Source organism: Fontisphaera persica, assembly GCF_024832785.1.
In the GTDB taxonomy this organism is placed as follows: Bacteria; Verrucomicrobiota; Verrucomicrobiia; order Limisphaerales; family Fontisphaeraceae; genus Fontisphaera; species Fontisphaera persica.
Window position 1 is genome coordinate 4,338,289 of sequence record NZ_CP116615.1, and the last position, 26,415, is coordinate 4,364,703.

General features: G+C 63.2%; 27 protein-coding genes. 14 read left to right on the forward strand and 13 right to left on the reverse strand.

The window, feature by feature from the left end; translation table 11 throughout:
* Positions 1 to 15 precede the first annotated feature (15 nt).
* From NXS98_RS16180 to NXS98_RS16190, 3 genes are all read right to left on the reverse strand, one after another.
* Positions 16 to 384 (reverse strand): CoA-binding protein, encoded by a 369-nt coding sequence (locus NXS98_RS16180; protein ID WP_283846090.1) that lies wholly within the window; start codon positions 382 to 384, stop codon positions 16 to 18.
* A 109-nt stretch (positions 385 to 493) separates the two neighbouring features.
* Positions 494 to 1,639 (reverse strand): tRNA guanosine(34) transglycosylase Tgt, encoded by a 1,146-nt coding sequence (gene tgt / locus NXS98_RS16185; protein WP_283846091.1) that lies wholly within the window; start codon positions 1,637 to 1,639, stop codon positions 494 to 496.
* 143 nt (positions 1,640 to 1,782) lie between these two features.
* Positions 1,783 to 2,805 carry an endonuclease I family protein gene (locus NXS98_RS16190; protein WP_283846092.1) on the reverse strand — a complete coding sequence of 341 codons (1,023 nt, stop codon included), beginning with the start codon at positions 2,803 to 2,805 and terminating at the stop codon, positions 1,783 to 1,785.
* A gap of 80 nt (positions 2,806 to 2,885) precedes the next feature.
* Between NXS98_RS16190 and NXS98_RS16195 the strand changes: the two genes are divergently transcribed.
* Positions 2,886 to 5,015, forward strand: coding sequence for a hypothetical protein (locus NXS98_RS16195; protein ID WP_283846093.1), 2,130 nt, complete (start codon positions 2,886 to 2,888; stop codon positions 5,013 to 5,015).
* Here NXS98_RS16195 and NXS98_RS16200 read toward each other — a convergent pair.
* The 9 genes from NXS98_RS16200 to NXS98_RS16240 are packed head-to-tail and all read right to left on the reverse strand — an operon-like array spanning position 4,993 to position 12,654.
* Positions 4,993 to 5,748 carry a glycosyltransferase family 2 protein gene (locus NXS98_RS16200; protein ID WP_283846094.1) on the reverse strand — a complete coding sequence of 252 codons (756 nt, stop codon included), beginning with the start codon at positions 5,746 to 5,748 and terminating at the stop codon, positions 4,993 to 4,995. The two genes, NXS98_RS16195 and NXS98_RS16200, sit on opposite strands and share 23 nt — an antisense overlap.
* A 4-nt stretch (positions 5,749 to 5,752) precedes the next feature.
* Positions 5,753 to 6,892 (reverse strand): DegT/DnrJ/EryC1/StrS family aminotransferase, encoded by a 1,140-nt coding sequence (locus NXS98_RS16205; protein WP_283846095.1) that lies wholly within the window; start codon positions 6,890 to 6,892, stop codon positions 5,753 to 5,755.
* On the reverse strand, positions 6,889 to 7,572 hold the full coding sequence (locus tag NXS98_RS16210) for a NeuD/PglB/VioB family sugar acetyltransferase (protein ID WP_283846096.1): 684 nt from the start codon (positions 7,570 to 7,572) through the stop codon (positions 6,889 to 6,891). The genes NXS98_RS16205 and NXS98_RS16210 overlap by 4 nt, the downstream gene beginning before the upstream one ends.
* A gap of 5 nt (positions 7,573 to 7,577) precedes the next feature.
* Positions 7,578 to 8,687 carry a DegT/DnrJ/EryC1/StrS family aminotransferase gene (locus NXS98_RS16215; protein WP_283846097.1) on the reverse strand — a complete coding sequence of 370 codons (1,110 nt, stop codon included), beginning with the start codon at positions 8,685 to 8,687 and terminating at the stop codon, positions 7,578 to 7,580.
* A gap of 3 nt (positions 8,688 to 8,690) precedes the next feature.
* Complete coding sequence (locus NXS98_RS16220) at positions 8,691 to 9,830, reverse strand: DegT/DnrJ/EryC1/StrS family aminotransferase (protein WP_283846098.1); 1,140 nt, start codon at positions 9,828 to 9,830, stop codon at positions 8,691 to 8,693.
* Positions 9,827 to 10,819 carry an NAD-dependent epimerase/dehydratase family protein gene (locus NXS98_RS16225; protein WP_283846099.1) on the reverse strand — a complete coding sequence of 331 codons (993 nt, stop codon included), beginning with the start codon at positions 10,817 to 10,819 and terminating at the stop codon, positions 9,827 to 9,829. Before NXS98_RS16225 ends, NXS98_RS16220 begins: the two co-directional genes overlap by 4 nt.
* Positions 10,820 to 10,828: 9 nt before the next feature.
* Entirely contained in the window at positions 10,829 to 11,320 is a 492-nt protein-coding gene (locus NXS98_RS16230) for an acyltransferase (RefSeq protein ID WP_283846100.1), read from the reverse strand.
* A complete protein-coding gene (locus NXS98_RS16235; RefSeq protein ID WP_283846101.1) occupies positions 11,317 to 12,339 on the reverse strand; it encodes a Gfo/Idh/MocA family protein in 1,023 nt (340 codons plus the stop codon). Before NXS98_RS16235 ends, NXS98_RS16230 begins: the two co-directional genes overlap by 4 nt.
* Before the next feature lie 15 nt (positions 12,340 to 12,354).
* Entirely contained in the window at positions 12,355 to 12,654 is a 300-nt protein-coding gene (locus NXS98_RS16240) for a Dabb family protein (RefSeq protein ID WP_283846102.1), read from the reverse strand.
* A gap of 107 nt (positions 12,655 to 12,761) precedes the next feature.
* On the opposite strand from NXS98_RS16240, the gene NXS98_RS16245 reads away from it, so the two are divergent.
* The gene (locus NXS98_RS16245) at positions 12,762 to 13,907 is read left to right on the forward strand and encodes a family 20 glycosylhydrolase (RefSeq protein WP_283846103.1); all 1,146 of its coding nucleotides are present in this window, start codon (positions 12,762 to 12,764) and stop codon (positions 13,905 to 13,907) included.
* Between the two features lie 19 nt (positions 13,908 to 13,926).
* Positions 13,927 to 14,850, forward strand: coding sequence for an SGNH/GDSL hydrolase family protein (locus NXS98_RS16250; protein WP_283846104.1), 924 nt, complete (start codon positions 13,927 to 13,929; stop codon positions 14,848 to 14,850).
* Position 14,851: 1 nt separating this feature from the next.
* Here NXS98_RS16250 and NXS98_RS16255 read toward each other — a convergent pair whose 3' ends face one another.
* A complete protein-coding gene (locus NXS98_RS16255) occupies positions 14,852 to 15,931 on the reverse strand; it encodes an agmatine deiminase family protein (protein ID WP_283846105.1) in 1,080 nt (359 codons plus the stop codon).
* 191 nt (positions 15,932 to 16,122) lie between these two features.
* On the opposite strand from NXS98_RS16255, the gene purS reads away from it, so the two are divergent.
* The 11 genes from purS (at position 16,123) to NXS98_RS16310 (ending at position 26,373) form a co-directional block, all read left to right on the forward strand.
* Positions 16,123 to 16,362, forward strand: coding sequence for a phosphoribosylformylglycinamidine synthase subunit PurS (gene purS / locus NXS98_RS16260; protein WP_283846106.1), 240 nt, complete (start codon positions 16,123 to 16,125; stop codon positions 16,360 to 16,362).
* 59 nt (positions 16,363 to 16,421) lie between these two features.
* Positions 16,422 to 17,135, forward strand: coding sequence for a phosphoribosylformylglycinamidine synthase subunit PurQ (purQ, locus tag NXS98_RS16265; RefSeq protein ID WP_283846107.1), 714 nt, complete (start codon positions 16,422 to 16,424; stop codon positions 17,133 to 17,135).
* A 32-nt stretch (positions 17,136 to 17,167) separates the two neighbouring features.
* Complete coding sequence (gene purL / locus NXS98_RS16270; protein ID WP_283846108.1) at positions 17,168 to 19,486, forward strand: phosphoribosylformylglycinamidine synthase subunit PurL; 2,319 nt, start codon at positions 17,168 to 17,170, stop codon at positions 19,484 to 19,486.
* Between the two features lie 172 nt (positions 19,487 to 19,658).
* Positions 19,659 to 20,567, forward strand: coding sequence for an ATP phosphoribosyltransferase (gene hisG, locus NXS98_RS16275; protein ID WP_283846109.1), 909 nt, complete (start codon positions 19,659 to 19,661; stop codon positions 20,565 to 20,567).
* A 92-nt stretch (positions 20,568 to 20,659) separates the two neighbouring features.
* Positions 20,660 to 20,761, forward strand: a complete 102-nt coding sequence (locus NXS98_RS16280) for an AURKAIP1/COX24 domain-containing protein (RefSeq protein ID WP_116934655.1) — start codon at positions 20,660 to 20,662, stop codon at positions 20,759 to 20,761.
* Positions 20,762 to 20,858: 97 nt separating this feature from the next.
* Complete coding sequence (locus NXS98_RS16285; protein WP_283846110.1) at positions 20,859 to 22,595, forward strand: tetratricopeptide repeat protein; 1,737 nt, start codon at positions 20,859 to 20,861, stop codon at positions 22,593 to 22,595.
* The gene (locus NXS98_RS16290; RefSeq protein ID WP_283846112.1) at positions 22,592 to 23,008 is read left to right on the forward strand and encodes a DUF2203 domain-containing protein; all 417 of its coding nucleotides are present in this window, start codon (positions 22,592 to 22,594) and stop codon (positions 23,006 to 23,008) included. The genes NXS98_RS16285 and NXS98_RS16290 overlap by 4 nt, the downstream gene beginning before the upstream one ends.
* Before the next feature lie 30 nt (positions 23,009 to 23,038).
* A complete protein-coding gene (locus NXS98_RS16295; RefSeq protein WP_283846113.1) occupies positions 23,039 to 23,443 on the forward strand; it encodes a molybdenum cofactor biosynthesis protein MoaE in 405 nt (134 codons plus the stop codon).
* A gap of 9 nt (positions 23,444 to 23,452) precedes the next feature.
* Complete coding sequence (locus NXS98_RS16300) at positions 23,453 to 24,670, forward strand: molybdopterin molybdotransferase MoeA (RefSeq protein WP_283846114.1); 1,218 nt, start codon at positions 23,453 to 23,455, stop codon at positions 24,668 to 24,670.
* On the forward strand, positions 24,667 to 25,128 hold the full coding sequence (gene moaC, locus NXS98_RS16305) for a cyclic pyranopterin monophosphate synthase MoaC (protein ID WP_283846115.1): 462 nt from the start codon (positions 24,667 to 24,669) through the stop codon (positions 25,126 to 25,128). Before NXS98_RS16300 ends, moaC begins: the two co-directional genes overlap by 4 nt.
* A 90-nt stretch (positions 25,129 to 25,218) precedes the next feature.
* Entirely contained in the window at positions 25,219 to 26,373 is a 1,155-nt protein-coding gene (locus NXS98_RS16310; RefSeq protein ID WP_283846116.1) for a sensor histidine kinase, read from the forward strand.
* The last annotated feature ends 42 nt before the right edge of the window (positions 26,374 to 26,415 follow it).

Consider the following 26,415-nt stretch of genomic DNA (forward strand, 5'->3'; position numbering starts at 1 on the left):
AGCCGCGCCTGTCGCCTACATGGTTTCGGGGGAAAGCCCCACAGCCAATATGCTGCAGGCCTGAATTACATTGAGTCTCAACCGGGCGGCTTCAGCCAGGACTTCCTCCGACTCCGTGCCCGGATTCAACCATAATTCGTCGCAACCCTTGGCGGCAATCTCGGGCAGTAATTTAAGCAAAACCAGGGGGGGCACGTAAACCGAAACAATGTCCGGCCGCACAGGCACTTCGCGGATGCTCGGATAAGCGCGCAACCCCTCGATGGTGGACTCGTGCGGATTCACGGGATAAACCGTGTAGCCCTGCTGCTGGTAGGCGCGCACGGCTTTATTACCGTACTTGCTGCGGTTGTTCGACGCCCCAATGACTGCAACGCTTTTCATCCTCCCAATAAAGCCTCAATCCTCTCCCCGCGCAAACCGGCCGCCCGCCCAAGCATGCTCCGCCGGCTCCGAGAGGAGGACGGAGCGGGACGGATGAGCCGTCGGTGCCCTATCGTTCATCTTCCACCTGCCGCCGGGCTTGCAACACCCGGCTGGTGGGCACGTAATTGGCCACAAACTCACGCCGAAATTCCCCGAAGGTTCCCGCCTGCAAGTGCTGGCGAATCTCCTGCATCAGCCGCAAATACATGTGGCTGTTGTGCACGCTCACCAGCCGCAGTCCCAGGATTTCATTCACATTCAACAGATGCCGGATGTAGGCCCGCGTAAAGCGGCGGCAGGCAAAGCAATCGCACCCCTCTTCAATGGGCCGGAAGTCGGCCTTGTAGGCTCCGCCTTTAATGCTAAAGGTGCCCCGGCGGGTGAAGGCCGTCCCGTTGCGAGCCACCCGGGTGGGCAGCACACAATCAAACATGTCCACCCCGCGGGCCACCAATTCCACCATCTGCGCGGGCGTCCCCAGTCCCATCGTATAGCGGGCCTTGTGCGCTGGCAGAAAGGGCTCGGTCATCTCCACCGCCTTCATCATCTCCGGCTCCGGCTCGCCCACGCTCACCCCTCCGATGGCGTAACCATCAAACTCCATCGCCACCAGTTTTTTGGCGCATTCCTCGCGCAGATGCGCCACCGAGCCACCCTGGACAATGGCAAAGACCTGCTGGCCCGGGGCGCGGGGCTGTTCACGGCATTCCAAAGCCCAGCGCAGGGTGCGGTCCACGGCGGCGCGCAGCTCGCGCGGCGGGGCATCGTGCGGCGGGCATTCATCAAACGTCATGGCAATGTCGGACCCCAGCACCCGCTGGATGTGCATGGCCTCTTTGGGGCCCAGGAACAGGGGCGAGCCGTCCAGATGCGAGCGAAATTCCACTCCATGCGCCTTGATTTTGCGGATGCTGGCCAGACTGAACACTTGAAAGCCGCCGCTGTCCGTCAATATCGGCTTGTCCCAGCTCATGAACCGGTGCAACCCGCCGGCCTGCTCCAGAATCTCCAACCCCGGCCGAATGAACAAATGATATGTGTTGCCCAAAATGATTTGCGCGCCCATCTCCTCCAGCTCGCGCGGGTCAATGGCCTTCACACTGGCTTGCGTGCCCACGGGCATGAACACGGGCGTGTCCACCACCCCATGCGGGGTGTGCAGCCGGCCCAGCCGCGCCTTGCTCGTGGCATCGGTTTTTAGCAGCTCAAACATGCCCTTCAACATGCCATTGCCCGGCCCTGCAACTGAAGCCTAAAGGCAAAGGAAATGCGCGGCCACCAGGGGCCTTCCATTTTTCCGGCCCGGGGTGGCTGCCCCGTAAAGCCAGACCGGCCAACCGTTGCATCGGCAAAGGCTTAGTCCACCACCCGCAGCCGGAAAAATTGGGCCCGCACGGCAGGGGAGGAAGGCCAGGGCAGCTCGAAATGGGCATGGGTGAGGACGGGCGATGATTCCACCGTGGTCCATGCGCCTGTGGGCGTGGGAGCAGTTTCCAGGAGGCAAAATTGGTTGGTGGCCATCCAACGCAGCCGCCAGTGGTCGAGTTCACGATGAATTTCCAGGCGCGGCGCGTGCCCGGGGGGTGGCGCGAAGGCAAGATTCACCCACTCAGGATGGTCCACGAAGGGATTGCGGTTGTGCTGGTAAAGCTGGTCAATGAGATTGTTGCGGCGGCGCTCGGCGTCATCGGGCGGGTCGGCATGGTGCCATGCCAACAAAGTCCGCAGCCGGCCCATGTATGAGGCGCCGGTGACGATGTGATTGGTTTCGTCCGTCAGACGCAACGCCGGCTCGCCCAGGGTGTCGCCGGTGTAGCGTATGGCCATGTAGAACAAGGAACGCGCAATATCCCCGCGCACGGCGGGCGGCGCGGCCCAGGAGTTGGTATCGCTGGAGCATTGGGGCGCTTCAAAATGGGCGGGCTGGCGGTAATCCGGCTCATTGGGGTCGCTTTCATCATAGTACTTGTTGCTGCGCAGGCCGTTCACGGTCGCGTCATCGGGGTGGAGATGGTGAAGGTCACTGTAGGCCGGCTCGGCGCTGAACAGCCCCAGGCTGTTGGGCCAGCGATGCTCCCGATTCCAGCCGGTGGCCGTGCCGAAGGTGGCAATGGGTTGATAACGCTGGGCGTAGGTGAGCCAGAGCAGATTCGTATCCTGCGGATGCTGCCACAACACGGCCAGGGCGGCGCGGGTATCAGTGCGGGTGCTGCTGGTATAGGGGAGGGCGGTATGGCCGCGCACGATTTGATGCAAGGCTTCACGCAGCGGGCGCCCGGCTTTGCCCAGGGCCGGGGCGTAATAATCCGGGGCGGGCTGGGCGCTGACGTGCCATGCCAGCCAGAAAAGGCAGGGAGCCACGCTCCACCAGGGGCGCATGGCGCCCCAGCATAAACGGCGGACGGCGGAAAGCAAAGGTTTGGTTTGTCTTGGCCGGGATTTTCGGGCACAACTGGGCCATGCGATTCATCCGCCGCGAATGGGCCTGGCTGTTGGGATTGATGGTGGCCGTCTTTTTGGTGTGGGGTCTGCATTACGACCGGCTAACCCCGGAAAATTGGAAGGTCTCTCCCTCATACGGCACCGATTCCCTCTCCATGATGGCGTTAATCAAAGCGGCCAGCGAGGGGGATTTCGTGCCGTTTTTGCCCAAAACCATGAGCCGGTTGGGCGCACCGGACCAGGCCGCCTGGGACGATTATCCGCTCATGGAGGAGCTGTTCGTTTTTGTGCTGGGCATCTTTGCGCGGTGGTTTGGCCTGACGGCAGCGGCCAATTTCGGAGTTCTGCTGGGCCACCTCACCTCGGCCCTGGCCTTTTTCATCGTCTGCCGTTACCTGCGATATCACCGGGTTTTATCCATGGCGGCGGCCATTTTGTTTTCCTTTATTTACTATCACCTGTGGCGGAGTTTGCCGCACCTGGTGGTGGCGCTTTCTTACACCATTCCGCTCACACTTCTGAGCACCTGGTTGCTGGCGGGCAGCCGACGCCTGCGGTGGGGCGGAAAACCTTTCTGGTTTTGTGTGATTTCTGCTCTGCTCATCGGCCAGAGCAATCCCTATAACCTGAATCTATATTTTCAACTAACCCTGCTGGGGCTGGCCGCGCATTGGATAACCCGCCGCCGCAAGCTCAATTTGAAAATCGGTGGCTTCTGCCTGGCACTGGCGGCCGCCATGTTTTTTGCCTGCAACCTCGACACCTTTCTTTACCAGTGGCAGCACGGCAAAAACACCGAGGGCTTCTTCCGCGCCTATTTCCAGTGCGAGCTGTACGGCCTGAAGCCCATGGAACTGCTGGTCCCGCCGCCGGAGCACAACGTGGGCGCCCTGGCGGCCATCGGTAAAAAATACGCCGCCTCCGCCTGGCTCAAAGGCGAAATGTTTTCCCCCTACCTCGGCCTGGTGGCCATTGGCGGGCTGGGCTGGATGATGCTCGAGGGCGCGCGCGCGGCCTTGCGCCGCACCCGGCGGCGCATCCCCACCCACCTGCTGCAAGCCCTCTGGGTATTGCTCTATTCCATGGTGGGCGGCGTCAATTGTCTGATGGCCCTGGGCGGCGTGGTGTTGTTCCGCAGCTCGAATCGTTACAGCATGTTCATCGCCGCCCTGGCCTTGCTTTTCCTTGTCAGCCGCGCCAGCCGCCTGGCCCGCCGCAAGACCGCAGCCTGGTCCTGGGGAGTGGCTGCCGCGGTGGTCCTGGTGGGCTTGCTGGACCAGTTGGCCCTGCCTTCCCACATCGGCCGCGCCACTCCGCAGACCGAATTGGGTAAACAAGTCCTGGCCGACCGCCAATTCGGCGCGGCCATGGAAGCCGCTCTGCCGCCCGGCACCCTGGTGTTTCAATTGCCCGTCATGGAATTTCCCGAGGCCGGCTGGGTCCACCAGGCCAGCGACTATGAGATGCTGCGCCCGTATATGTTCACCAAGACCCTCCGGTTTTCCTACGGCCACATCCGCGGCCGCCAGCGCGAGGCCTGGCAGCACGAGGTGGCTCGCCTGCCCGCCGCCCAAATGGTGGCTGAACTGGAAAAATACGGCTTTGGCGCCATTTACCTCTGCCGCAAGGGCTACCAGGACAACGGCGAATCCCTCCTGAAACAAATCATCGAAGCCGGCCGCACCAATCTCATCGAGGATGAAATCAAGGAGCAGGTCTGCATCCGCCTGCAACCCGCCGCCCAGCCGCAAAAGCCGGTGACCGATGCGCTGGCTTTGCTGATTCCCCGCGCAGGATGGACCGCCACCGAGCGCACTACCGGCGGCGTGCGGCGGTGGTCCGCGGGCAATGCGCGCCTGGACTTCTTCAACCCTGCCCGGGCGGGCACGCCGTATTCCCTCAAATGCCAGATTGGCAGCCCCACCGCGCGGCTGGTGGTCATCCGGCATGGCGGCCGCGAAATCTGGCGCGGCCAGTTGGCGGCCGGCCAGATGGCCGTGGTGGACGCAGTGGTGGAAGCCGCCAAGGGCAACAACGTGCTGGAATTCCTGACGGACACCCCCCCGATTCCCGCCGGCCCCAACACCCAGCAGGTCATTGCCTTTGCGGTCATTGACCTGAAAATCAGCCGGATGGGGGCGCCGTAGCTGGGGCGGGGGGACGTCTCCGCCGTTTCCATTGACGGCGCCACCAGAACTTCAACAAATCGCGCAACGTGTCGCGCAGCACCTTCCAATTGCCGGAGCGGGCCACGCCCCGTTCCCGTGGCCAGTAGGGCAGGGTGATTTCGGCAATACGGCAGCCGCGGTCGCGGGCTTGGAAAAGGAGGCTGGGGGTTAAAAAGCCGGTGCTGGTGGCGGAAAAATCCAGGCTTTGCAGCACCTCGCGGCGGTACACTTGCACGAAATTATAATCCTTGAGCCGGAGGCCAAAGAAATTACGCAGGAGGAAAAGGTTTACGCCGGTAAGAAAGCGGCGATAAAGGTTGGAATCCGGGCGTTGGTCGCGGGCAATGGCCACCACCTCATGGCTTTGGAGCAGGGGAAACACGCGCTCCAGGTCCTCCAGATGAAACGGATAATCCATGGCATTGTGGGTGACCCAGTCCATACGCGCGGCCTGAAATCCGCGAATCAAACTGGCGCCCTGGCGCAGGTTGCGGGGGTTATGCAAGACCCGCACGCCGGGCAGTTGGCGCGCCAGAGTTTCGGCCAGCTCGCCGGTGCCGTCAGTGCTGCAATCGTTGACAATCAGGATTTCAAACTCCCGGCACAAGCGGCTCAGGGCCGCATGGCATTGCCGGAGGGTGGTTTCTATATTCTCCCGCTCATTGTAGGCGGGAATCACCACGGAGAGACGGATGTCCCAGGGCGCAGCCACAGCTTCACACCAGCACTTCCTTGAGCACCTCCACCACGTAATCCTGCTCCTCCTCTGTCATGAGGGGAAAGAGGGGCAGGCACAGTGACCGCTGCGCGATGGCCTCGGTCACCGGCAGCCGGACCGGCCCGCAGACTGCCTGATAATAGGGCTGGTCATGGCAGGTGAGATTGTGGCGGCAGGCCACCCCGCGGGCCGCGGTGGCGGCGAGCAATTCGTCCCGGCTGTGGCGGCAACGGCCGGTCAACTTGACGATGTACCCCTGGTAATTGCTGCGGCAATGCGGCGGCACATACGGGATTTCCACTTCCGGCATGTCCGCCAGCAACTGGTCATACCGCCGAGCCAGCTCCTGCCGGCGGCGCACCACTTCGGGCAGCCGGCGCATTTGCACCAAACCCACCGCCGCCTGCAAATCGGTCATGCGGAAATTGTAACCCAGCACCTCGTATTGTTGGAGGAGCGCTCCTTTTGCCTGATGCCGTTTGAAATCGGAAACCGATGCGCCATGGGACCGCACCACCGCCGCGCGGGCGGCGAAGGCGTCGTCGTTGGTGGTAATCATCCCCCCTTCGCCCATCGTGATCACCTTGCGCCCGTGGAAACTGAAACAGGCAGGATTGTTGGAATTGCCAATTTTGCGGTCTTTGTATTCCGCGCCCAGCGCCACGCCGGCGTCCTCCACCACCGGCAGCCCGAAACGTCGGGCCTCGGCTTCAATGGCGTCCAGTTCCGCTGGCAGGCCGTATTGGTGAATGGCAAGGATGGCCCGGGTTTTTTCGTTCACCGCCGGGGCAATGGCGGCCGGGTCCAGGTTGAAGGTGCGCGGGTCAATGTCCACAAACCGCGGCAACGCGCCCGTGTGCCGCACAGCATTGGCACAGGCCGGGCACGTAAAGGAAGGCATGATGACCTCATGGCCCGGCCCCACTCCCAGCAGGTGAAAAGACAAAAACATCGCCGTCGAACAGGAGGTGGTGGCAATGGCATGCCGGGCGCCCACATACTCGGCCACCGCCCGCTCAAAGGCCGCCACTTTGGGGCCTTGGGTCACCCAGCCGGAGCGGATGACCTCCGCCACGGCGGCAATTTCCTCCTCGCCCATCCACGGGCGGGTGACCGGCACTTCCATGCGTTTGCTCATACAGCAGAAAATCCTGACACCAGACGTTTGAAATCAAAATGCTCGTCCACCTGGCCCACCACGCGCGCCGGCACCCCCAGCACAATGGCCCGTGGCGGAACCGGTTTGACCACCACGGCGCCCGCGCCTACCACCGCTTCCGCCCCCACACGCACGCCCGCCACCAGCACCGCCCCCGTGCTGACGTAGGCCAGCCGGCCAATGTGCACCGCTCCAGCGGTGGTCACCCCGGGGGCCACCCACGCCCCATCTTCCAGCACGCAATCATGGTCAATCGTGGCGCCGGTGTTGACGATGACCTGTCGGCCCAGCCGGGCTCCCGGTCCCACCACGGTGCCCGCGCATAAACAGGCGCCTTCACCCACCTGCGCCGTGGGCGAAACGATTGCCGAAGGATGAACCGCGGGTGCCAGCGCCACCCCGGCGGCCAGCACGCACTCCCCCACTGCCAGACGCGCCGTGCTCAATCCAATGGCCACATGCACACTCCCCTGGCCCTGCATCTGGTGCAAATATGCGCGCGTGCCCAGCACCGGCAGACCTTCGGGACTGGTGCCTGCCAGTTCCGGCCGGTCATCCAGCCAGCCGGCAACCGGGCGGCCGCTGGCGCGGAAAATATCCAGCACCACCCGGCCATGCGCCCCGGCGCCAAAGATGTAAATGGGTAAGGAATGGGCCACAGGCATTATTTCAAAGCCTCCGCCAGCGCCGCCACCACGCGCTGCTGCTGGGCTTCGGTCATTTCCGCAAACATGGGCAGCGAAAGACATCGCCGGGCCAGCGCTTCGGAGTGCGGGAAGTCGCCCGCTTGGTAGCCCAGATGGGCATAAGCCTGTTGCAGATGCACCGGCACCGGATAGTGCAGGCCGGTTTCGATGCCGGCGGCCGCCAGCTTTTCCCGCACCTCATCGCGGCGATCGCATTCGATCACGTACAAATGCCATACGCTTTCGGTATCGGCAAAGAAAGCCGGGCGGGTCACCGGCAGGCCGGCAAGCCAGGTGTCATACCGCCGCGCATGCGCCTGGCGCGCCGCATTCCAGGCGTCCAGCCGCTTCAGCTTGGCGCTCAGCACGGCCGCCTGCAGGCTGTCCATGCGATAATTGTAGCCCAGCTCCTCATGATAATACCGCCGGCTTTGGCCGTGCTCTCGCAACCTTCGGGCGCGTGACGCCAAAGCTTCATCATCGGTGGTCAACGCGCCGCCCTCACCATACGCGCCCAGATTTTTGCCGGGATAAAAACTGAAGCAGGCCACGCGGCTCCATTGGCCGGCACGGCGGCCTCGATACCGCGCGCCGTGGGCCTGGGCGGCGTCTTCAATCACCGACAGGTTGTGACGGGCGGCAATTTCCCCGATGGGCGCCATGTCGGCCGGCATGCCATAGAGATGCACCGGCATTATGGCCTTGGTGCGGGGGGTGATGGCCGCCTCCAGCCGTGCGGGGTCCAGCGTCCGGCGGGCCGGGTCAATGTCCACAAACACCGGTCGCGCGCCCACATAGCTGATGGCCCACACCGTGGCAATGAAGGTCATGGGCACGGTGATGACTTCATCCCCCGGCCCGATGTCCAACACCCGCAAGGCCAGATGCAGGGCGCTGGTGCCGGAATTGCACGTAACGCAATGTTGGGTGCCGCAATACGCGGCAAACTCCCGCTCGAACACCTGCGTGGGCGGCCCCTGGGCGAAGCGGCAGGAATGGCAAATGTCCTCCCACGCGGCAAACACCTCGTCGCGGATTTGGCGGTGTTGGGCCTGGAGGTCCAGAAACGGAACGGGGGGCTGGCTCATAAATCAGGAGGAGGCACGGGTCAATACTTCACGCAAAGCGCCAATCACCTGGTCTTGTTCCGCTTCGGTCATCTGGGGGTACAACGGCAGCAGCAGCGAATGGTCGCTGGCGGCCTCGGTGACGGGCAGGGACAGGTTGCCGTGGGTCAGACGATAGGGTCGCTCCCGGTGTGCCGTCATCACGCCGCGCCGGGTGGCAATGCCGCGGTCCAACAAGGCTTGCATCAATGCCAACCGGCTCATCGGCAGCGTGGGCTGCAGCAGGATGGCAAAACTCTGGTAGTTGGTCTCCGCATAGGCGGGCACGGCCGGCACCTCAATGTGCGGCACGCCGGCCAGTTTCTCGCGATAACGCGCGGCCAGGGCGCGGCGGCGGGCCACCAGGCCGTCCAGGCGTTTCATCTGCTCAATGCCCACGGCGGCTTGAAGGTCGGTCATGCGGTAGTTGTAGCCAAATTCGTTGTGTTCCTCGAAAATCACCTTGTTGGCCTGATGGCGCACGGTATCGGGCACGCTCATGCCGTGCTGGCGGAGCACCTTCATCAAATGGGCATATGATTCATTGTTGGTGGTCACCATGCCGCCGTCACCCGTGCAAATCACCTTGCGTGGATGAAAGGAAAAACAGGCCATTTCGGTGTGGGCCCCGATGGGCCGGCCCTTGTAACGCGAGCCTAAAGCACAGGCCGCGTCTTCAAATATCTTCACGCCGTAACGCCGGCCCAATTCCAGAAACCGGTCAATGTCACACGGCAGCCCCAACTGGTGCACCACCATGATGGCTTTGGTGCGGGGCGTGATGCGGCGCTCCACATCGGCGGGGTCCAGATTAAAGGTGTGCGGTTCGACCTCGGCAAACACCGCCTGCGCGCCGGCATAGCGCACGGCGTTGGCGGTGGCAATGTAACTCATCGAAGGCACGATCACCTCATCCCCCGGCCCCACCCCCAGCGCCACCAGCGCCAGATGCAACGCCGTGGTGCAACTGCTGCAGGCCACCGCGTAACGCGCGCCGGTGTACTCCGCCACCATGCGCTCAAACTCTGCCACACGCGGGCCTTGTGTCAGCCAGCCGCTGGCAATCACCTCCTGCGCCGCGCGCGCTTCTTCATCGCCCATGACGGGCTTGGTGATGGGTATCATGTGGCGTAAGCTTGCCATTGTTGGGCGGCCATGGCTTCCGCCCGCCAGGCCACCAGCCGCCGCAAGCCCTCTTCCAAACTGACCTGCGCCTCAAACCCCAGCAGCCGCCGCGCCTTCGACACATCCGCCAGCCGCCGCGGCACCGGATTCACCTTGCGCAACGGTTGAAACTCCGGCTTCACGTCCTCGTGGCCGGTCACTTTCAACAGGGTCTGCAAAAGCTGCAGCAACGTGGTTTCCTGGCCGGAGCCAATGTTGAACACTTCATCCACCAGCTCGCTTTTCGCGGCCAGGATATTGGCGCGGGCAATGTCCTCGCTGTAAATCATGTCCATGGAAGTGCTCCCATCCCCATGAATCTTGGGCGCCTCCCCCCGGTCCAGGCAGTCCAGCCAGCGGATGAGCACCTCGGTATATTTGCCGAACACATCCATGCGCGGGCCGTACACATTGAAGTACCGCAGCGCCACATAAGGCAGCTTGTACATGTCATAAAACGAACGATACATCCCCTCATTGGCCATCTTGGCCGCGCCGTACCACGTGCGGTTATTATAGGGAGGATGGCTTTCCGGCGTGGGGAACACATCCGCCGGCCCGTAAATGGAAGCGCTGCTGGCGGCCACCAGTTTTTTTACACCCGCCTCGACACAGGCCGTGGCCACGTTGAAGCTGCCTTCAATCAGCACCTCCAGACACTCGCGCGGCTGCTCCGCGCAGGCCGTGATGCGAATGGCCGCCTGGTGAAACACCACGTCCACGCCCTCGAAATGGGGCCGAATGTCCGCAAAATCCCGGATGTCCTTTTGCACCAGCTCCACGGAACCATGTTTTCGCGCCCACTCCAAATTATGCAGCGTGCCGCGCGTCAGGTTATCCAAGATGATCAGGCGGCCTACTTGTTCCTGGCGAACGAGCAGATCCGCTATCGTGGAGCCAATCAGCCCGGCCCCGCCGGTAATCAGTACTGTTTTGCCTTTTAATTCCATGAGCATCCCTTACTCCACCGTCTTCCTGGGCATCAACCGTGCCGGCACACCGGCCACCACGGCGCCGGGCGGCACATCCTTCGTCACCACCGCCCCCGCCCCCACCAGGGCGCCTTCCCCAATCGTCACCCCGCACAGGATGACCGCCCCGCTGCCGATGGACGCCCGGCGCTTGACCCGCGTGGGAATGCACTGCCAGTCGGCGGTGGATTGCAACTGGCCCTCCGCGTTCACCGCCGCCGGATAGCGGTCATTGATGAACAGCACGCCATGCCCGATGAAGCACTCATCTTCAATCGTGACGCCTTCGCAAATGAATGTGTGGCTGGAAATCTTGCAACGCTCGCCAATCACCGCCCCGCGCTGGATTTCCACAAAAGTGCCAATGCGCGTGCCGCGGCCAATGCGGCAGCCATACAGGTTGACAAAGCCATAGATTTGCACGCCTTCGCCCAGTTCCACGTCCGGCGCAATACGGCTGAATTCGGGACTCTTGCTCATAAAACCACGCGGCCCCCCTGGGCTTTGATGCTGCGCTGGGCGGCGTCCAGAATCCGCACCAGCCGCAACCCGGCCTGCCCATCGGTCAGGGGAGTGCGCCCCTCGCGAATGCATTGGATGAAATGGGCGGCCATGCGCGCCAGCGGCTCATCATTGGGAATATGCGGCGCCCACAGGTCGCCCGAACGGTAGCTGATGAGCACCTGACGGCGTTTTTCCGGATCCTGCCCCACCTGGATGCCGCGGTTGTAAACCTTCACCTTCTCACTGCTCTCCAGATCGTTGTAAATCAGGCTCTGCTCGCTGCCGCCGATGATCATCTGGCGCACTTTCACCGGCGAGAGCCAGTTGACGTGAAAATTGGCAATCAGCCCATCCCCATAGTCCAGGTTCAGGTAGGCCACATCCTCAATGTGCTGATTGGCATGCACCGCCCCAAACGCCGACAGGCTCCGCGGCATCCGCCCCAGCAACAAATCCACAATCGAGAGGTCATGCGGGGCCAAATCCCACACCACATTCACATCGCTTTGCAGCAAACCCAGATTGATGCGTACGCTGTCAATGAAGTAAATCTTCCCCAGCCGGCCGGAGTCCACAATCTCCTTCATCTTGATCACCGGCGGGCTGTACACAAACACGTGATCCACCTGCAATACCAGCCCCTTTTTTTGCGCCAGCTCGCACAATTCCTCCGCATGGTCCACCCGCATGGTCAGGGGTTTCTCCACCAGCACATGTTTGCCGGCCTCCAGCGCCTGGCGGGCCAGTTCATAATGCGTGTGCACCGGCGTGGCAATGGCCACCGCATCCAATTCCTTGTCCGCCAACAGTTCCTCCCACCGGCCCGTGACCCGCAGCCACGGATGCCGCCGCTGCGCCCGCTGCTGCCGGGCGGGGTCCAAATCACAGCAATACACCACCTGGCAATGCTCGGCTTCCCCAAAGTTGCGCACCAGGTTGGGCCCCCAATAACCATACCCCACAATGGCCATTCTGACCGGCGATTTGGCTGCCATGTTGCTTGCCCCCTCTTATGCAAAATCGTACACCACCACCCGCGTGCAGTTGGGTTTGAAGACTTTTTCCACAAACTCCACGTGCAGCGGATGCGTTTGGTAGGCGTCCTGCGTGGCTTTGTCCGCAAAGACAAGATTCAACCCCACCGCGTAACTCTGGTCCACCACCGCCCGATGGCTGGGCACCATTTTGCCCACGTGAAAGTGCAGGATGCCCGGAATGGGCCGCAGGTACTTTTCTGCGCCTGCCAGGAGCGCGTCAGCCGCTTCTGGTCGAGCCGGGTCGGTCCAAAAAATGACCACGTGTGAAAACATGCGCCAGAACTTAACAAAGCCCCCCCTGTCCGGCAATGCCCGATTTGCCGCCTCACCCGGCGGAAAAGCATTGGCCCGGTTCAGTCCTTGATTTATGCTGCAACGTCATGAAAGCCCGCAAGCTTTGGTCATGGAGCCTTGCTCTTTGGGTGCTGGCCTGCGCTTCCGTAGGGGCCGCTCCTGCTGCCGCTGAACCTTTTCCCGTGCGCGGTCTCTGCATCGCCGCCCCCGCTCCCCGGCAGGTGGAACGCTTTGCCGCCTGGATGACCAATGAGCTGGCTGCCCGCGGGGTGAACACCCTGATTGTGCGCGTGGATTTCAATTATGCCTACGAAAGCCATCCCGAGCTGCGTGGTGGCGCCCCGCTTTCCAGGGCGGAAGTCCAGCGGCTCGTCCAGGCCGGCCGGGCCGCCGGCATTCACCTCATCCCGCAAATCAACCTCCTCGGCCATCAGTCCTGGCAAAGCACCCCCGGCAAGCTGTTGCAGGTCTATCCCGAATTCGATGAAACGCCCTGGGTCACGCTGCCCGCCAAATACCAGTGGCCCAATCCCGACCGCCTTTACTGCAAAAGTTACTGCCCCCTGCATCCGGGCGTGCACAAGGTGGTTTTTGCGCTGGTGGACGAGTTGTGCGACGCCTTCGAGGCCCGCGCTTTCCACGCCGGCATGGACGAGGTGTTTTACCTGGGCGAAGACCGCTGTCCCCGCTGCGGGGGGAAGGACAAAGCGGAGCTTTTTGCTGGCGAGGTCACCCGCATCCAGCAACACTTGAAAAGCCGCCAGCGCGAGCTGTGGATTTGGGGAGACCGGCTCCTGGACGGCCGCACCACCGGCATTGGCGAATGGGAGGCCAGTTTCAACGACACCCACCGCGCCATTGATTTGATACCCAAGGACGTGGTGATTTGCGACTGGCATTATGAGCGCGCCCATCCCACCCCCATTTATTTTGCCCTCAAAGGCTTCCGCGTGGTGGCCTGCCTGTGGAATCGCGCCGAAGTGGGCGCGCAGCAAGTCCGCGACCTCATGCTTATGCGCGAACGCGCCGCCCCCGCCGTGCGCCAGCGCCTGCTGGGCGTGGTGCAGACCGTCTGGAGCGGCGTGGACGGTTTTTGGCGCGAATGGGAAAGCCTCAAAAATGACCCGCCGCCCCCGCCCGACCAGGCCCGCGTGGCCCGCTGCTTCCTCCGCGTCAGTGAGGAATGGAAAGTTGCTGAGAAAAGTCAATCGGACGAAGCTTTGCCCCGCTGATTATTGCAGGTGAAATAGTATGAACTTTAACATCCGTATCCGCCTCGTACTGGGTCGAGTCCCGCGCCTGCCAACGTTAATTCTCCTGCTGGCCGCATGCTGGGTAACTGGGATTACCCTCCGCGCCGACATGATGGCAGACTCGCCGGTGAAATTCCCCGAAAAAGGCGCCTTGCCCGCCAAATATCCGCCGGACGTCGGCGGCGGCACCAATCAGGTGGCGGAAAAGGATTACTACCTCTTCCGCACGCCGGAGCGCTCACTGGCCCAAATCCAGAAAATCCAGCAGGAAATGCCTCCCGGCCAGTTCACCCCACCGCCCGCCGACTGGCAGCCGTTGCGGCGCACGCGCCAGAAATTGATGGAAGGCGGGAGGCTGCGCCTGCTGGCCATGGGCGACAGCATCGTCAACGATACCATGCGCTCCGGTTGGGTGGCGCGATTGCAGGAGGCTTATCCCAAGTGCCAGATTGAAGCCCTGGTCTATGTGCGGGGTGGGGGCGGCTGCCAGCATTACAAGGAAGAGCAGCGCATCCCCAAAATCGTGGCGCCGCGCCAGCCTGACCTGGTGCTCATTGGCGGCATCAGCCAGCGGGACATCGAAAGCATCCGCGAGGTCATCCGCCAGCTCCGCGAGGCTTTGCCGGAGGTGGAGATACTCTTGTTCACCGGCGCGTTTGGCACGGCCGACCCCCGCGATGCAGCAGCGCTGGCCAAGGCCCGTTACTCAGGCACAGGCGAGTATGGCAAGGCCCTGAAACAACTGGCAACCGAGGAAAAATGCGCCTACCTGGATTTGACCACGCCCTGGGCTGAATATATCCGCAGCTCCGGCCTGCATCCGCACCTCTTTTACCGTGACGTCGTCCACGCCAACGAATACGGCGAACAAATCCTCGGTAAAATCATGCTGGCATTTTTTACTTTCCAGCCGAAGCCTTGATTCAGACCGGCTCCTGCTGGGTGAGGCAGTGGAGGGTCCCGTAACCCAGCACCAAATCCACCGCGTGGATGCCCACCACGGGACGGTCCTTGAACAGCTCGCCCAAAATCCCCAAGGCCACCCGGTCATTCGGGTCGTTGAAGGTCGGCACCAGCACGCACGCGTTGCTGATGTAAAAATTGGCGTAACTGGCCGGCAAACGGTCCCGCCCAAAATACAACGGCGCCGGCATGGGCAGTGCAATCACCTCCGGCCGCGAGCCGTCCTCCAATCTAAAGTCCTGGATGCGCTCCCAGTTTTCCGCAAGCGGTTTGTAATTGACGTCTTTGGGGTTCTTTTCCTCGATGAGCACCACGCTGGTGGGGTTCACAAAACGGCAAATGTCATCAATATGCCCGTGCGTGTCGTCGCCCACCGGTCCGGCCGCCAGCCAGAAAACATTCGTCACCCCCAGATAGGCCTTGAAGGCCGCCTCGTAACCGGCGCGGTCCAGCCCCGGATTCCGCACTTGCACCGTGGGATGCTGGTAGCACTCCAGCGTCGTCAGCAGCGTGCCGCGCCCGTTCACTTCAATGCCGCCGCCCTCAATCACAAAGTCGCGCCCGCCCGCCTTCGCGTGAAACAACCGGCGCCGGTATTTGCGCGCCGCCAGCTCCGGAATGCGCCGGTCTTTGCGCCAGTTGGGGTACTTGGCCCAGGCGTTAAAGTGAAAATGCACAATCGCTTTTCCCTCCCGGGAATGCGTCACATGGATGGGCCCGCTGTCGCGCATCCACCCCCGGTTGGTGGGAAAGGGCAAAAAATCCACCTGCCGCACGTCCCCGCCGGACAGCCGGATGACTTCCCGGGCGCGGCGGGCGTCGCGCGGGGAATTGACGCACAGGCGCACGCGCTCGCCGGCGCCAATCTTGCGGATCATCTCCCCATAAACCCACTCAATGGCCTGCATTTTGCCCGGCCAGTCCGTCCGCTCGTGCGGCCAGCCCAGCCAGGTGGCTTCGTGCCGCTCCCATTCCGCCGGCATCCGATATCCCAGCTCCGCCGGGGTGGCCGCTGCTTGTTGTGCGGTGTATTGTTTCATGTAGTTGCCCTTTCCGGGCGGCGATTGTTACGGGCGCCGCCCATTCTGCAATCTTTTTATGGCGCCCGCCCGCCCGCCGCGTCCTGCGTGCCCCCGGGCCGCCCAAAAAAATTGCTGGCGTTTTGGGCCGCTTGGCCCAACATCGCCCCCGTCTTTTTTGAGGGCCGGGGCGCCCTTTCCAGACACAGGCAATGAAAGCAAAGATTGTGATTGCGCCGAAAAAGGCGGTGTTGGACCCGCAAGGCAAGGCCGTGCAAAACGCGCTCGAACACATGGGCTATGGCGGCATCAAGGCTGTCCATGTGGGCAAGTACATTGAAATTGATTTGGAAGGCCAGGACGCCAGGGCGGCGGAAGCTTGGCTGCATGAGGCCTGCCACAAGATTTTAAGCAACCCCATCATTGAAGATTACCACTTCGTCATTGAATAACCGAGACCCCGCCTGCGGCCCGCGGAGGCGGCGGAGTGCGGCGGGGGGAAGGCGTGTTTATGAATTTTGCCGTATTGCAATTTCCCGGTTCCAATTGTGACCAGGACTGCGTGCACGTCCTCAAAAACGTGCTGGGGCACAGCGCCTGGCTGCAGTGGCACAAGGAGCGGTCCCTGGGCGCGGCCGATGCCGTCATTGTGCCCGGCGGCTTCAGCTACGGCGATTACCTGCGCACGGGCGCCATCGCGCGGTTCAGTCCGGTGATGCAGGCTGTGCAGGAGTTTGCCGCGCAGGGGGGGCTGGTGCTGGGCATCTGCAATGGATTCCAGATTTTGTGCGAGGCCGGCCTGCTGCCGGGCGCGCTGGTGCGCAACCGCTCCCTGCAATTTCGTTGCGAGCATGTCTATTTGCGCGTCGCCAGCGCGGAGTCGCCGTTTACGTGCCTCACGCCGGAGGGCGCCGTGCTGCGCATCCCCGTGGCGCACGGGGAAGGCTGTTATTTCGCTGATGAAAGCACGCTGGCGCAGTTGCAGGCCAATCGCCAGATTCTCTGGCAGTACTGCACTGTGCAGGGTGAACTGACCGAGCGCGCCAACCCCAATGGCTCCCTGCTGAACATTGCAGGCATTTGCAATGCGGCCCGCAACGTGGCCGGCCTGATGCCCCACCCGGAGCGCGCCAGCGAGTCCATCCTGAACGGCGAGGATGGACGGCGGCTGCTGGAGAGCATGATGGACTGGTGGCAAAAACACCGCGCTCCCAAAGCAGCTTGACCCCCGTGCTCCCCCCCACGACTGGATTTCCTATGAGTGACCCTGCGATTACTCCCGAGCTGGTGCAGAAACATGGGCTGACCCCCGAGGAATACCAGATGATTCTGGACATTCTGGGGCGCCCGCCCACCTACACCGAGCTGGGCATTTTTTCCGTGATGTGGAGCGAGCATTGCTCCTATAAAAACACCCGCCCCTTGTTGAAAACCTTCCCCACCCAATCCTGCTGCATTCTGGTGGGCGCGGGCGAGGAAAACGCCGGCATTGTGGACATTGGCGACGGCCTGGCCATCGCTTTCAAAATGGAGTCCCACAACCACCCCAGCGCCGTGGAGCCGTTTCAGGGCGCGGCCACCGGCGTGGGCGGCATCATTCGCGACATCTTCACCATGGGGGCCCGCCCCATTTGCGCGCTGGACTCGCTGCGCTTTGGGGAGCTGTCCAAGCCGGCGGTCAAGCGCCTCTTTTCCGGGGTTGTTTCGGGGATTGCCCATTACGGCAACTGCTTCGGCATCCCCACTGTGGGCGGTGAGGTGTATTTCGACAAATCCTTTGAGGGCAACCCCCTGGTCAACGTCTTTGCCCTGGGCGTGCTGCGCCATGAACAAATCGCCCGCGGCAAGGCCACCGGCGTGGGCAACCCCGTCTTTTACGTCGGCCCCGCCACCGGCCGCGACGGCCTGGCGGGAGCGGCCTTTGCCTCGCAAGATTTGACCGAGGAATCCGCCGAGCAACAGCGCGGCGCCGTCCAGGTGGGCGACCCCTTCATGGAGAAATTGCTCGTCGAGGCCTGCCTGGAATTGCTCGCCACCGACGCCGTGGCCGGCATCCAGGACATGGGCGCAGCAGGGCTGACCTGCTCCACCTGCGAGACGGCCGCCCGCGCCGGCACGGGCATCGAGATTGAATTGGACCGCGTGCCCCAGCGCGCCCCCAACATGAGCGCCTACGAAATCATGCTCAGCGAATCCCAGGAGCGCATGCTGATTATCGTCAAAAAAGGGCGCGAAGCCGAAGTGCAGCGCATCTTTGACAAATGGGACCTGCCTTGGGCGCAAATCGGCGTCGTCACCGATACCGGCCGCATGGTGGTCAAGCATCATGGCCAGGTGGTGGCCGACATCCCCGCCGCCAAGCTGGCCAATGACGCCCCGGTGTATCATCGGGAGTCCCGCCCGCCCGCCTATTTCGCCGTGACCCGTGCCTTCACCCCGGCGCAACTGCCCGACACCACCCAGCCCATGGCGGTGCTCAAAAAGCTGCTGGCCTGGCCCACCATTGCCTCCAAAAATTGGGTCTATCGCCAGTATGACCACATGGTGCGCAACGGCACCGTGGTCTTGCCCGGTTCCGACGCCGCGGTGGTCCGCCTCAAGGAAGATTGCCTGCCCGTCCTGCCCGCCGGCTCACCCGCCGCCGGGCGGCCGGTGCCGGAAAAATACCTCGCCCTTACCTCCGACTGCAACGCCGCCTACGTCTATCTGGACCCCTACGAAGGCGGCAAGGCCGCCGTGGCCGAGGCGGCCCGCAACCTGGCCTGCTCCGGCGCGCGGCCCCTGGGCGTGACCGACAATCTCAACTTCGGCAACCCGCACAACCCGGAGCTTTTTTATCAATTAAAGGAAGCCGTGCGCGGCGTGGCCGAGGCCTGCCGGGTATTCGACGCGCCGGTCACGGGCGGCAACTGCAGCTTGTACAACCAAAGCCCTGACGGCCCCATTGACCCCACCCCCACGGTGGCCATGGTGGGCATCATCGAAAAACGCGAGCACATCACCACCCAGTGGTTCAAGACCGAGGGCGACGCGATCCTTCTCTTGGGCGATCCCCTGGACGCCGCGGACCCCTGCCAGGGCCTGGGCGGCTCGGCCTATTTGTTGCGCCTGCACCGCAAAAAACTGGGCACCCCGCCGCCTTGCGACCTGGCGCGCGAAAAACGGCTGCACGACACCTTGCGCGAATTGATTGCGCAGGGCTGGGTCCGCAGCGCCCACGATTGCAGCGAGGGCGGCCTCGCCGTCTGCCTGGCCGAGTGTTGCATGTCCCGCCGCGAGGCCCGCGGCCACAGCATTCTGCTGGGGGCCGAGGTGGACTTGACCCCGTGGAGGGACGCCCGCCAGGATGCCCTGTGGTTTGGCGAGGCCCACGGCCGGGTGGTGATTTCCTGCGCCCCGGAACACGTGGAAGCACTGGAGGCGCTGGCGCGCAGCCGCGGCGTGCCCGTGCATCGCCTGGGCGTGGTCAAAGGCCAGACCTTGAAAATTAAAACCGCGGCCGGCACCCACTCCGCCCGCTTGAGCACCCTCCACGACCTCTGGTGGAATGCCCTTGACCGCGCCATGAGCGCCTAGCCATTGCCCGGCCATTGGCAAACCTGGGGCCCGGTGCGCCACCTCTTGAGAGGATGGCAAAAACTCCCGTTGCGGAATGCCGCGCAGGCGTTATGCTAGGGGGCTGTCGCGTGGCCTTGGAAAGCCCAGCCCGGCGGGGGTTGGCCAGGAATGCCACGCCTGAACATCGCACATGAAAGCGCAAGCCAAGCAAGCAAACACCGAAACGCCGCGCAAGTTGCGGCTGGGGCTGCCCAAGGGCAGCCTGCAGGAAGCCACCTTGGAAAAAATGGCCAAGGCAGGCTGGAACATCACGTTGAGCAGCCGCTCCTACGTGCCCTATGTGGACGACCCGGAACTGGAAATCCGCCTCATTCGCGCGCAGGAGATTAGCCGGTACGTGGACCATGGGCATTTGGACTGCGGCATCACCGGTTATGACTGGATTGTGGAAAACGGCAGCGACGTGCATGAAGTGGGCGAGTTCTTGTTTTCCAAGGCCACCCGCCAGGCCGCGCGCTGGGTGTTGTGCGTGCCGGAGGATTCCCCCATCAAGTCTGTCAAGGACCTGGAAGGCAAGCGCATCGCCACCGAAGTGGTGAACATCACCAAAAAATACCTGCGCAAGCACGGCGTGAAGGCCGAGGTGGAGTTTTCCTGGGGGGCCACCGAAGTGAAGGCCCACGAAATGGTGGATGCCATTGTGGACATCACCGAAACCGGCTCCTCGTTGCGCGCCAATAAACTGCGAATCGTGGACACCTTGCTCTCCTCCACCCCGCGGCTCATCGCCAACCACAGCGCCTGGAAGGACCCCTGGAAGCGGCGCAAAATTGAAATCCTGGCCCTGTTGCTCCGGGGCGCCCTGGATGCCGAGGCCAAGGTGGGCCTCAAGCTCAACATCGAACAGGCGCGCCTGCCGAAGGTGCTGGAGCGGCTGCCGGCCCTGCGCAACCCCACCATCTCGCAGCTCAGCCAGCCAGGCTGGGTGGCGGTCGAAACCATCATTGACGAGCACGTGGTGCGCGAGCTGATTCCCGAACTGAAAGCCGCCGGCGCCGAGGGCATCATCGAATATCCCTTGAACAAAGTGGTGTATTAAGCCAAAATGTCTGGAATGGGCGCGGCAACGCCGGTGCACCGTGGTTTTGAGGCACAGCGCGAGGGCCGCCCCGCTTTGGAAGCAAAATAATTATGGGTTCCTTAAAGAAACGTCGGAAAGCGAAAATCAACAAGCACAAGCGGCGCAAGAAGCTCCGGGCGCATCGTCACAAGAAGCGCACCTGGCAGAAGTAAGCGTCTCGGTGCCGCCGCGCACCTTGCAACCGTTCACCCGCTGCCGGTGGCGGCGGGTGAACGGTGTCGTTTTCCGGCCTGCAGGCTAAAGCTTTGTATGCGTGAACGTGGGATGATGCGGCTGGGCATGGCATGGGCCGCGGCGCTGCTGCTGGCCGGTTGCGCCCGCTGGCCCGACAGCCCCCCCTTGCTGCCGTCCTCGCGTCCGCCCAAAACCGCCCCCGCCAGGCCGCCCGCCCGCACCAACGCCGTCGCGGACGCCCGCATCGAAGCCGCCAAATCGGCCGAGGTGGAAAAGCGCGCCGAGCTGCTGGCCCGTTATGCGGCGGGAGTGGCCGCGGAGGCCCAGGGCAACACGCCCCAGGCCCTGACCGAGTATTTGGAGGCGGCGCGGCGGGACATCACCAACGAGCCCCTGGTGCTGGAAGTGGCCATGCGCCTCCTGCAATCCCGTCAGGTGGACCCCGCCCTCGAACTCCTCCGCGACTGCGCCGCCCGCACCAATGCCTCCCACCTCGTCCTGGCCCACCTCGGCTGGCTCAGCGCCCAAATCGGCCGCACCAATGACGCCGTGCTTTTCAGCCAGCGCGCCTTCCAAATGGCTCCCACCAACTTCATGGCCTGTCGCACGCTGGTCACGCATTTCCTCGAGCAGAAACAACCCGAAAAAGCCCGGCCTTACCTCGACACCGCAGCCCGCCAGAAGGGCGACGGCGTGTTTTATGTGGACCTGGGCGAGCTGATGCTGATTTACAACCGCAACAGCCCGGCCTCCCAGCAAATCCCCACCAACCAAATCCTCCAGGTCCTGGGCCGCGCACGCGGATTGCTGGACGACAATCCCGCCTACCGCGTCAAATGGGCGGAAATGCACGAAAACGCCGGCGATACCACCACCGCCCTGGCCATGTACGTGGACCTGCTCGAGGTGTTTGCCGATGCGCCGCCCGTGCGCGACGGCCTGCGCGCCAAGCTGGCCGATTTGTATCTCAAAGGCGGCCAGCGCCAGCAAGCCATGAGCCAATTGGAGTCTTTTCTCAAGGACCATCCCCGCAACGCCCAGGTCTGGTTTATTCTGGGCCAGGTGGCCCTTGAAGAGCGCCAGTTTGCCCGCGCGGGTGAAGCGCTCCGGCAGGCCATCCGCCTCAAACCCGATTATGAGCCCGCCTACTATGAAGCGCTGAGAGCTTATCTCAGCACTAATCTGGTGGCGGAGGCCATGGACCTCCTCGACGAGGCCCGCCGGCGCTTCCCCGCCAATTTCCCCTTGGAATATTTCACGGCGCTTGCGCACTTGCGGAAGGGCGATTATGCCAATGCCCTCAAGGCCTTCACCGCCGCCGAAGTAATAGCCGCCGCCACCGAGCCGGAGCGCTTAAATGCCGGGTTTTACTTTCAAGTGGGCATGGTCTGCGAGCGACTGAAACGCTTCGAGGACGCGGCCACCTATTTCAAAAAGGCCATCGCCCTCGAGCCGGACTTTGCCGAGGCGCTCAATTACCTCGGCTACATGTGGGCCGAGCAGGGGGTGCATTTGCAGGAAGCCCGCGAGCTGCTCGAACGCGCCCTCAAGCTGGAACCCAAAAACGCCGCCTACCTCGACAGCATGGGCTGGATTTATTTCAAACTCGGCGATTTGGAGCGCGCCCGCTCCTATGTGGAGCAGGCCATTGCCCTGAGCGAGAAGCCCGATGCCACGCTGCATGACCATTTGGGCGACATCTACGCCGCCCTCAAACTCTGGGAAAAAGCCCGGGCGCAATGGAAAAAAGCCCTGGAACTGGAACCCACCGACGAAATCAAAAAGAAGCTCGAAACCGCGCCCAACCTTTGAGACTCCCAGCGCTCGCCCTGCCCATGCACTACCGCTTCACCAAACACTACACGCTGGACGAGGCGCGCGCACTTCTGCCGCAGGTGCGCCAGTGGCTGACGCAGTTGCAACGGAGCAGCCGGGCGTTGAAAAAGGTGGATGCCCAAATCTTCCAGATGCGCCAAAACGGCGAAGACCTCGGCGGCCCGCGCGTGTGCGAATGGGTGCGCCTGGGGGTGGAATGCATGGAGAGGATGGCCGAATTCCAGCGCCGCCAGATTTTGGTCAAGGACATCGAGCGGGGGCTGGTGGATTTTCCCTCCCTGCGCGGTGACCGCGAGGTGTTCCTCTGCTGGGAAATGGACGAGGACGACATTCAATTCTGGCACGACCTGGATGCCGGTTATGCGGGACGGGAAGCCATTGAAGAATAACCCCCGGCATGGCATGGTCTCCGGCAATCCATGCAGATAGATGTGCAAATCACCCGGGCGCGCATTGAGCCGTGGCCGCCGCCGCCGGCGGGGCAGGCCGTTTCGGGCGCGGTGGTGGAATTCACTGGCGTGGTCCGCGGCACGGAAAATGGCGCGCCCATCGCCGCGCTGGAATATGAGGCTTATGACTCCATGGCCCTCAGCGAAATGCGCCGGTTGCTCCAGGAATTGAGCGCGCAATTTCCCTGTCATGCCGTCCGCGTCATTCATCGCGTGGGGATTGTGCCCGCGGGCGAGGCCGCCATCTGCGTGCGCGTGGAAGCGGCGCACCGCCAGGAAGCCTTTGGCCTGATGACCACCTTTCTGGACGCCTTGAAACGCGACGTGCCCATCTGGAAACGCCGCGCCTTGAAGGAGCCGCCTTCCGCCTCTTGAGGGGTTCTCATGCCAACCCAGCCCTCCGCCCACCCCGCCACCGTCGAACAAGTGCTCGCCTGCCTGGCCGCGCACGTGGCGCCGTTGCCCGCCGAAGCCGTCCCCTTGCCGCGCGCTCTGGGCCGGGTTTTGCGGGAGCGGGTGACGGCGCCCGAAGACCAGCCGCCCTTTGACGTGGCCGCCATGGACGGCTATGCCATGCGGGAAGACGAAACCGGCGAGCTCCTGCAAGTCGTGGGCGCCCGCCGGGCCGGCGATTGGCAGCCGCAGGAGCTTCAACCCGGCCAGGCCCTGCAAGTGGCCACCGGCGCGGCCCTGCCCGCGCCCGGCCTCCGCGTCATCCCCCGGGAGGACCTCGAGCCGGCCGGCGAAAAAATCCGCGTGCTGCGCCGGAGTCCCAAAACCTGGGTGCGCCGCCGCGGCGAAAACGTGCGCGCAGGCCAGGAGTTGCTGCCGCCGGGGGTGGTGCTGCGTCATGGCCAGTTGGCCCTCCTGGCCAGCGTGGGCTGCGTCACGCCCGTCGTCACCCGCCTGCCGCGCCTCGCGCATCTGGTGACCGGCAATGAGCTGGTCAGACCGGAGCAAACCCCCGGCCCCGGCCAGATTCGCGACTCCAATAGCACGCTGGTGCAGACTTTTTTTGCGGAACTCGGCCTGCCGGTGCAAAGCCAGCGCGTGGGGGAAGAGGAGGCCGCTTTGCGCGCCGCCTTGGAGCCGATTTTAACCGCCGCCACGCCGCCCGATTTGCTGCTCATTTCCGGCGGCGCCAGCGTGGGCGATCATGACTTCACGCGCCCCGTGCTGGAGCAGTTGGGTTTTCGTTTGTTGATTCAACGGACGGCCGCGCGCCCGGGACGCCCGTTGGTCTTTGCGGTGCGCCCGGGCACGGTGGCCTTTGGACTGCCGGGCAATCCGCTGGCCCATTTTGTCTGCCTGAACCTTTACGTGCGCGCCGCCCTGCAGCGTTTGTTGGCGCAGTCAGCATCGCCGGTGTTCTGGCCGGGACGTCTGGCCGCACCTTTCAATCCCGGCGGCTCGCCGTGGGAAACCTTGTGTCCCGCCACCTGGCAGCCGCAGGCCGATGGATTACAGGTCACCCTGTTGCCCTGGCAAAGTTCGGGGGACCTCACCCCCTTGCGCTACGCCAATGCCGTGGCCCGTTTGCCCGGGGGCCAGACACCGCTGCCCGCCGGCGCTCCGGTTGCCTTTATCCCCATCCTTCCATGAAAAAAAAGGCCTCTACCTTCAGCCATCTGGACGGCCGCGGCCAGGCCTGCATGGTGCCTGTGACCGGAAAACCTCTTCAGCCCCGCCGCGCCGTGGCGCGGGGCGCTGTCTTCTGCCAGCCTGCCACCTTGCGCGCCGTGCGGCAGCAGGCGCTGCCCAAGGGCGATGTCCTCACCGTGGCCCGCATCGCGGGCATCCAGGCGGCCAAGCGCACGGCGGAGCTGATTCCCCTGTGTCACCCTTTGCCTCTGTCGCACGTGGCCGTGGATTTCCAACTGCGCCGCGACCGGGTGGACATTGAATGTGCCGTGGAGACCGTGGCGCAAACCGGCGTGGAAATGGAGGCCTTGACCGGCGTCATGGCCGCAGCCTTGGCCTGGTATGATATGTGCAAGGCCGTGGACCAAACCATGCGCATTGAAGGCGTGCGCCTGGTGGAAAAACGCAAAGGCGCCTGAAGCCCCGCGCCGGCCTCCCGCGCGGGCGGTGGCCCAAACTCCTGCATCAGCGCATTTGCCAAACCAAGGTCATTTGCGTAAGGTATATCCATGAGCGCCACCAACGTCCCCCTCACTGAGTTTGCACCGGCCGAGCGAGTCCCCATCGAAATCGTCCGCCAGCAGGCGGCGGAAATTGGCAGCCTGCCCCTCACGCCGCACGTGTTCAACTCCGTCCTCAATTGCGTCCTCATTCTCAACCCCCAGCGCCAAATCGTTTTTGCCTCGGAAAACGTCAAAAATTTCCTCGAAGGCAAAACCGCCGCCGACATCATCGGCCTGCGTCCGGGGGAGGCCTTTGGCTGCGCGCACTCCGATGCCCACGACAGCGGTTGCGGCACCAGCCGTTTCTGCGCCGAATGTGGCGCCGTCAAAGCCGCGCTGGCCAGCCTGGCGGGCTACACCGACTTGCAGGAATGCCGCATGCTGCGCCTGGTCCAGGGCCAGCCCCAGGCGCTGGATTTGTTGGTCTATGCTTCTCCCCTCCAGCACAATGGCCAGCTTTTCAGCCTCTTTTGCCTGACTGACATCAGCCATCAAAAACGCCGCCGCGCCATGGAGCGCATCTTTTTCCATGACCTCCTCAACTCCGTGGGCAGTCTCGCCGCGCTCATGGAACAGTTGCGGGAAATGGCCTCCCCCGAACTGAAGGAGGATTTGGAACTGGCCGAAGGCGCCTGCCACGATGCCGTGGAGCAAATCCTCAGCCAGAAGGATTTAATGGCGGCGGAAAACAATGAATTGCATGTCCATCCCGAACCGGTGAATGCCCTGCTCCTCCTCAACCATCTGGTCAAACTCTTTGCCCGCCATCCCGTCGCCACCGGCCGGCAGTTGCAAATGGGGCCTTGTCCCGTGGCCGTGGCCTTGCTCACCGACCCCACCCTGCTGCGCCGCGTGCTGGGCAATTTGATTAAAAACGCCCTCGAGGCCTGCCCCCCCGGCGGCATGGTCACCGTCTCCTGCGCGCCGGAGGGGGAGCGCGTGCGTTTCAGTGTCCACAACCCGGGCGTCATGCCTCAATCCGTGCAGTTGCAGATGTTTCATCGCTCCTTCACCACCAAGGGCGACGGCCGCGGCCTGGGCACCTATAGCGTCAAGCTCATCACCGAACGTTATCTCAAGGGCACCGTGGGCTTTACCTCCGAGGAAGAGACCGGCACCACCTTCTTTGTGCTGCTGCCCCGCCGCCTGGCAGAAGAGTAGTCTTCTTTTCCACCGCCGAACTCTGCTTCATCCCCGCCTCAT

Bases quoted from the DNA above. Each gene is read 5' to 3' on its own strand.
- NXS98_RS16180 (WP_283846090.1), bottom strand. From the start codon at position 384: ATGAAAAGCGTTGCAGTCATTGGGGCGTCGAACAACCGCAGCAAGTAC.
- tgt (WP_283846091.1), bottom strand. From the start codon at position 1,639: ATGTTTGAGCTGCTAAAAACCGATGCCACGAGCAAGGCGCGGCTGGGC.
- NXS98_RS16190 (WP_283846092.1), bottom strand. From the start codon at position 2,805: ATGCGCCCCTGGTGGAGCGTGGCTCCCTGCCTTTTCTGGCTGGCATGG.
- NXS98_RS16195 (WP_283846093.1), top strand. From the start codon at position 2,886: ATGCGATTCATCCGCCGCGAATGGGCCTGGCTGTTGGGATTGATGGTG.
- NXS98_RS16205 (WP_283846095.1), bottom strand. From the start codon at position 6,892: ATGAGCAAACGCATGGAAGTGCCGGTCACCCGCCCGTGGATGGGCGAG.
- NXS98_RS16215 (WP_283846097.1), bottom strand. From the start codon at position 8,687: ATGAGCCAGCCCCCCGTTCCGTTTCTGGACCTCCAGGCCCAACACCGC.
- NXS98_RS16220 (WP_283846098.1), bottom strand. From the start codon at position 9,830: ATGATACCCATCACCAAGCCCGTCATGGGCGATGAAGAAGCGCGCGCG.
- NXS98_RS16225 (WP_283846099.1), bottom strand. From the start codon at position 10,819: ATGGAATTAAAAGGCAAAACAGTACTGATTACCGGCGGGGCCGGGCTG.
- NXS98_RS16230 (WP_283846100.1), bottom strand. From the start codon at position 11,320: ATGAGCAAGAGTCCCGAATTCAGCCGTATTGCGCCGGACGTGGAACTG.
- NXS98_RS16235 (WP_283846101.1), bottom strand. From the start codon at position 12,339: ATGGCAGCCAAATCGCCGGTCAGAATGGCCATTGTGGGGTATGGTTAT.
- NXS98_RS16240 (WP_283846102.1), bottom strand. From the start codon at position 12,654: ATGTTTTCACACGTGGTCATTTTTTGGACCGACCCGGCTCGACCAGAA.
- NXS98_RS16245 (WP_283846103.1), top strand. From the start codon at position 12,762: ATGAAAGCCCGCAAGCTTTGGTCATGGAGCCTTGCTCTTTGGGTGCTG.
- NXS98_RS16250 (WP_283846104.1), top strand. From the start codon at position 13,927: ATGAACTTTAACATCCGTATCCGCCTCGTACTGGGTCGAGTCCCGCGC.
- NXS98_RS16255 (WP_283846105.1), bottom strand. From the start codon at position 15,931: ATGAAACAATACACCGCACAACAAGCAGCGGCCACCCCGGCGGAGCTG.
- purS (WP_283846106.1), top strand. From the start codon at position 16,123: ATGAAAGCAAAGATTGTGATTGCGCCGAAAAAGGCGGTGTTGGACCCG.
- purQ (WP_283846107.1), top strand. From the start codon at position 16,422: ATGAATTTTGCCGTATTGCAATTTCCCGGTTCCAATTGTGACCAGGAC.
- purL (WP_283846108.1), top strand. From the start codon at position 17,168: ATGAGTGACCCTGCGATTACTCCCGAGCTGGTGCAGAAACATGGGCTG.
- hisG (WP_283846109.1), top strand. From the start codon at position 19,659: ATGAAAGCGCAAGCCAAGCAAGCAAACACCGAAACGCCGCGCAAGTTG.
- NXS98_RS16280 (WP_116934655.1), top strand. From the start codon at position 20,660: ATGGGTTCCTTAAAGAAACGTCGGAAAGCGAAAATCAACAAGCACAAG.
- NXS98_RS16285 (WP_283846110.1), top strand. From the start codon at position 20,859: ATGCGTGAACGTGGGATGATGCGGCTGGGCATGGCATGGGCCGCGGCG.
- NXS98_RS16295 (WP_283846113.1), top strand. From the start codon at position 23,039: ATGCAGATAGATGTGCAAATCACCCGGGCGCGCATTGAGCCGTGGCCG.
- NXS98_RS16300 (WP_283846114.1), top strand. From the start codon at position 23,453: ATGCCAACCCAGCCCTCCGCCCACCCCGCCACCGTCGAACAAGTGCTC.
- moaC (WP_283846115.1), top strand. From the start codon at position 24,667: ATGAAAAAAAAGGCCTCTACCTTCAGCCATCTGGACGGCCGCGGCCAG.
- NXS98_RS16310 (WP_283846116.1), top strand. From the start codon at position 25,219: ATGAGCGCCACCAACGTCCCCCTCACTGAGTTTGCACCGGCCGAGCGA.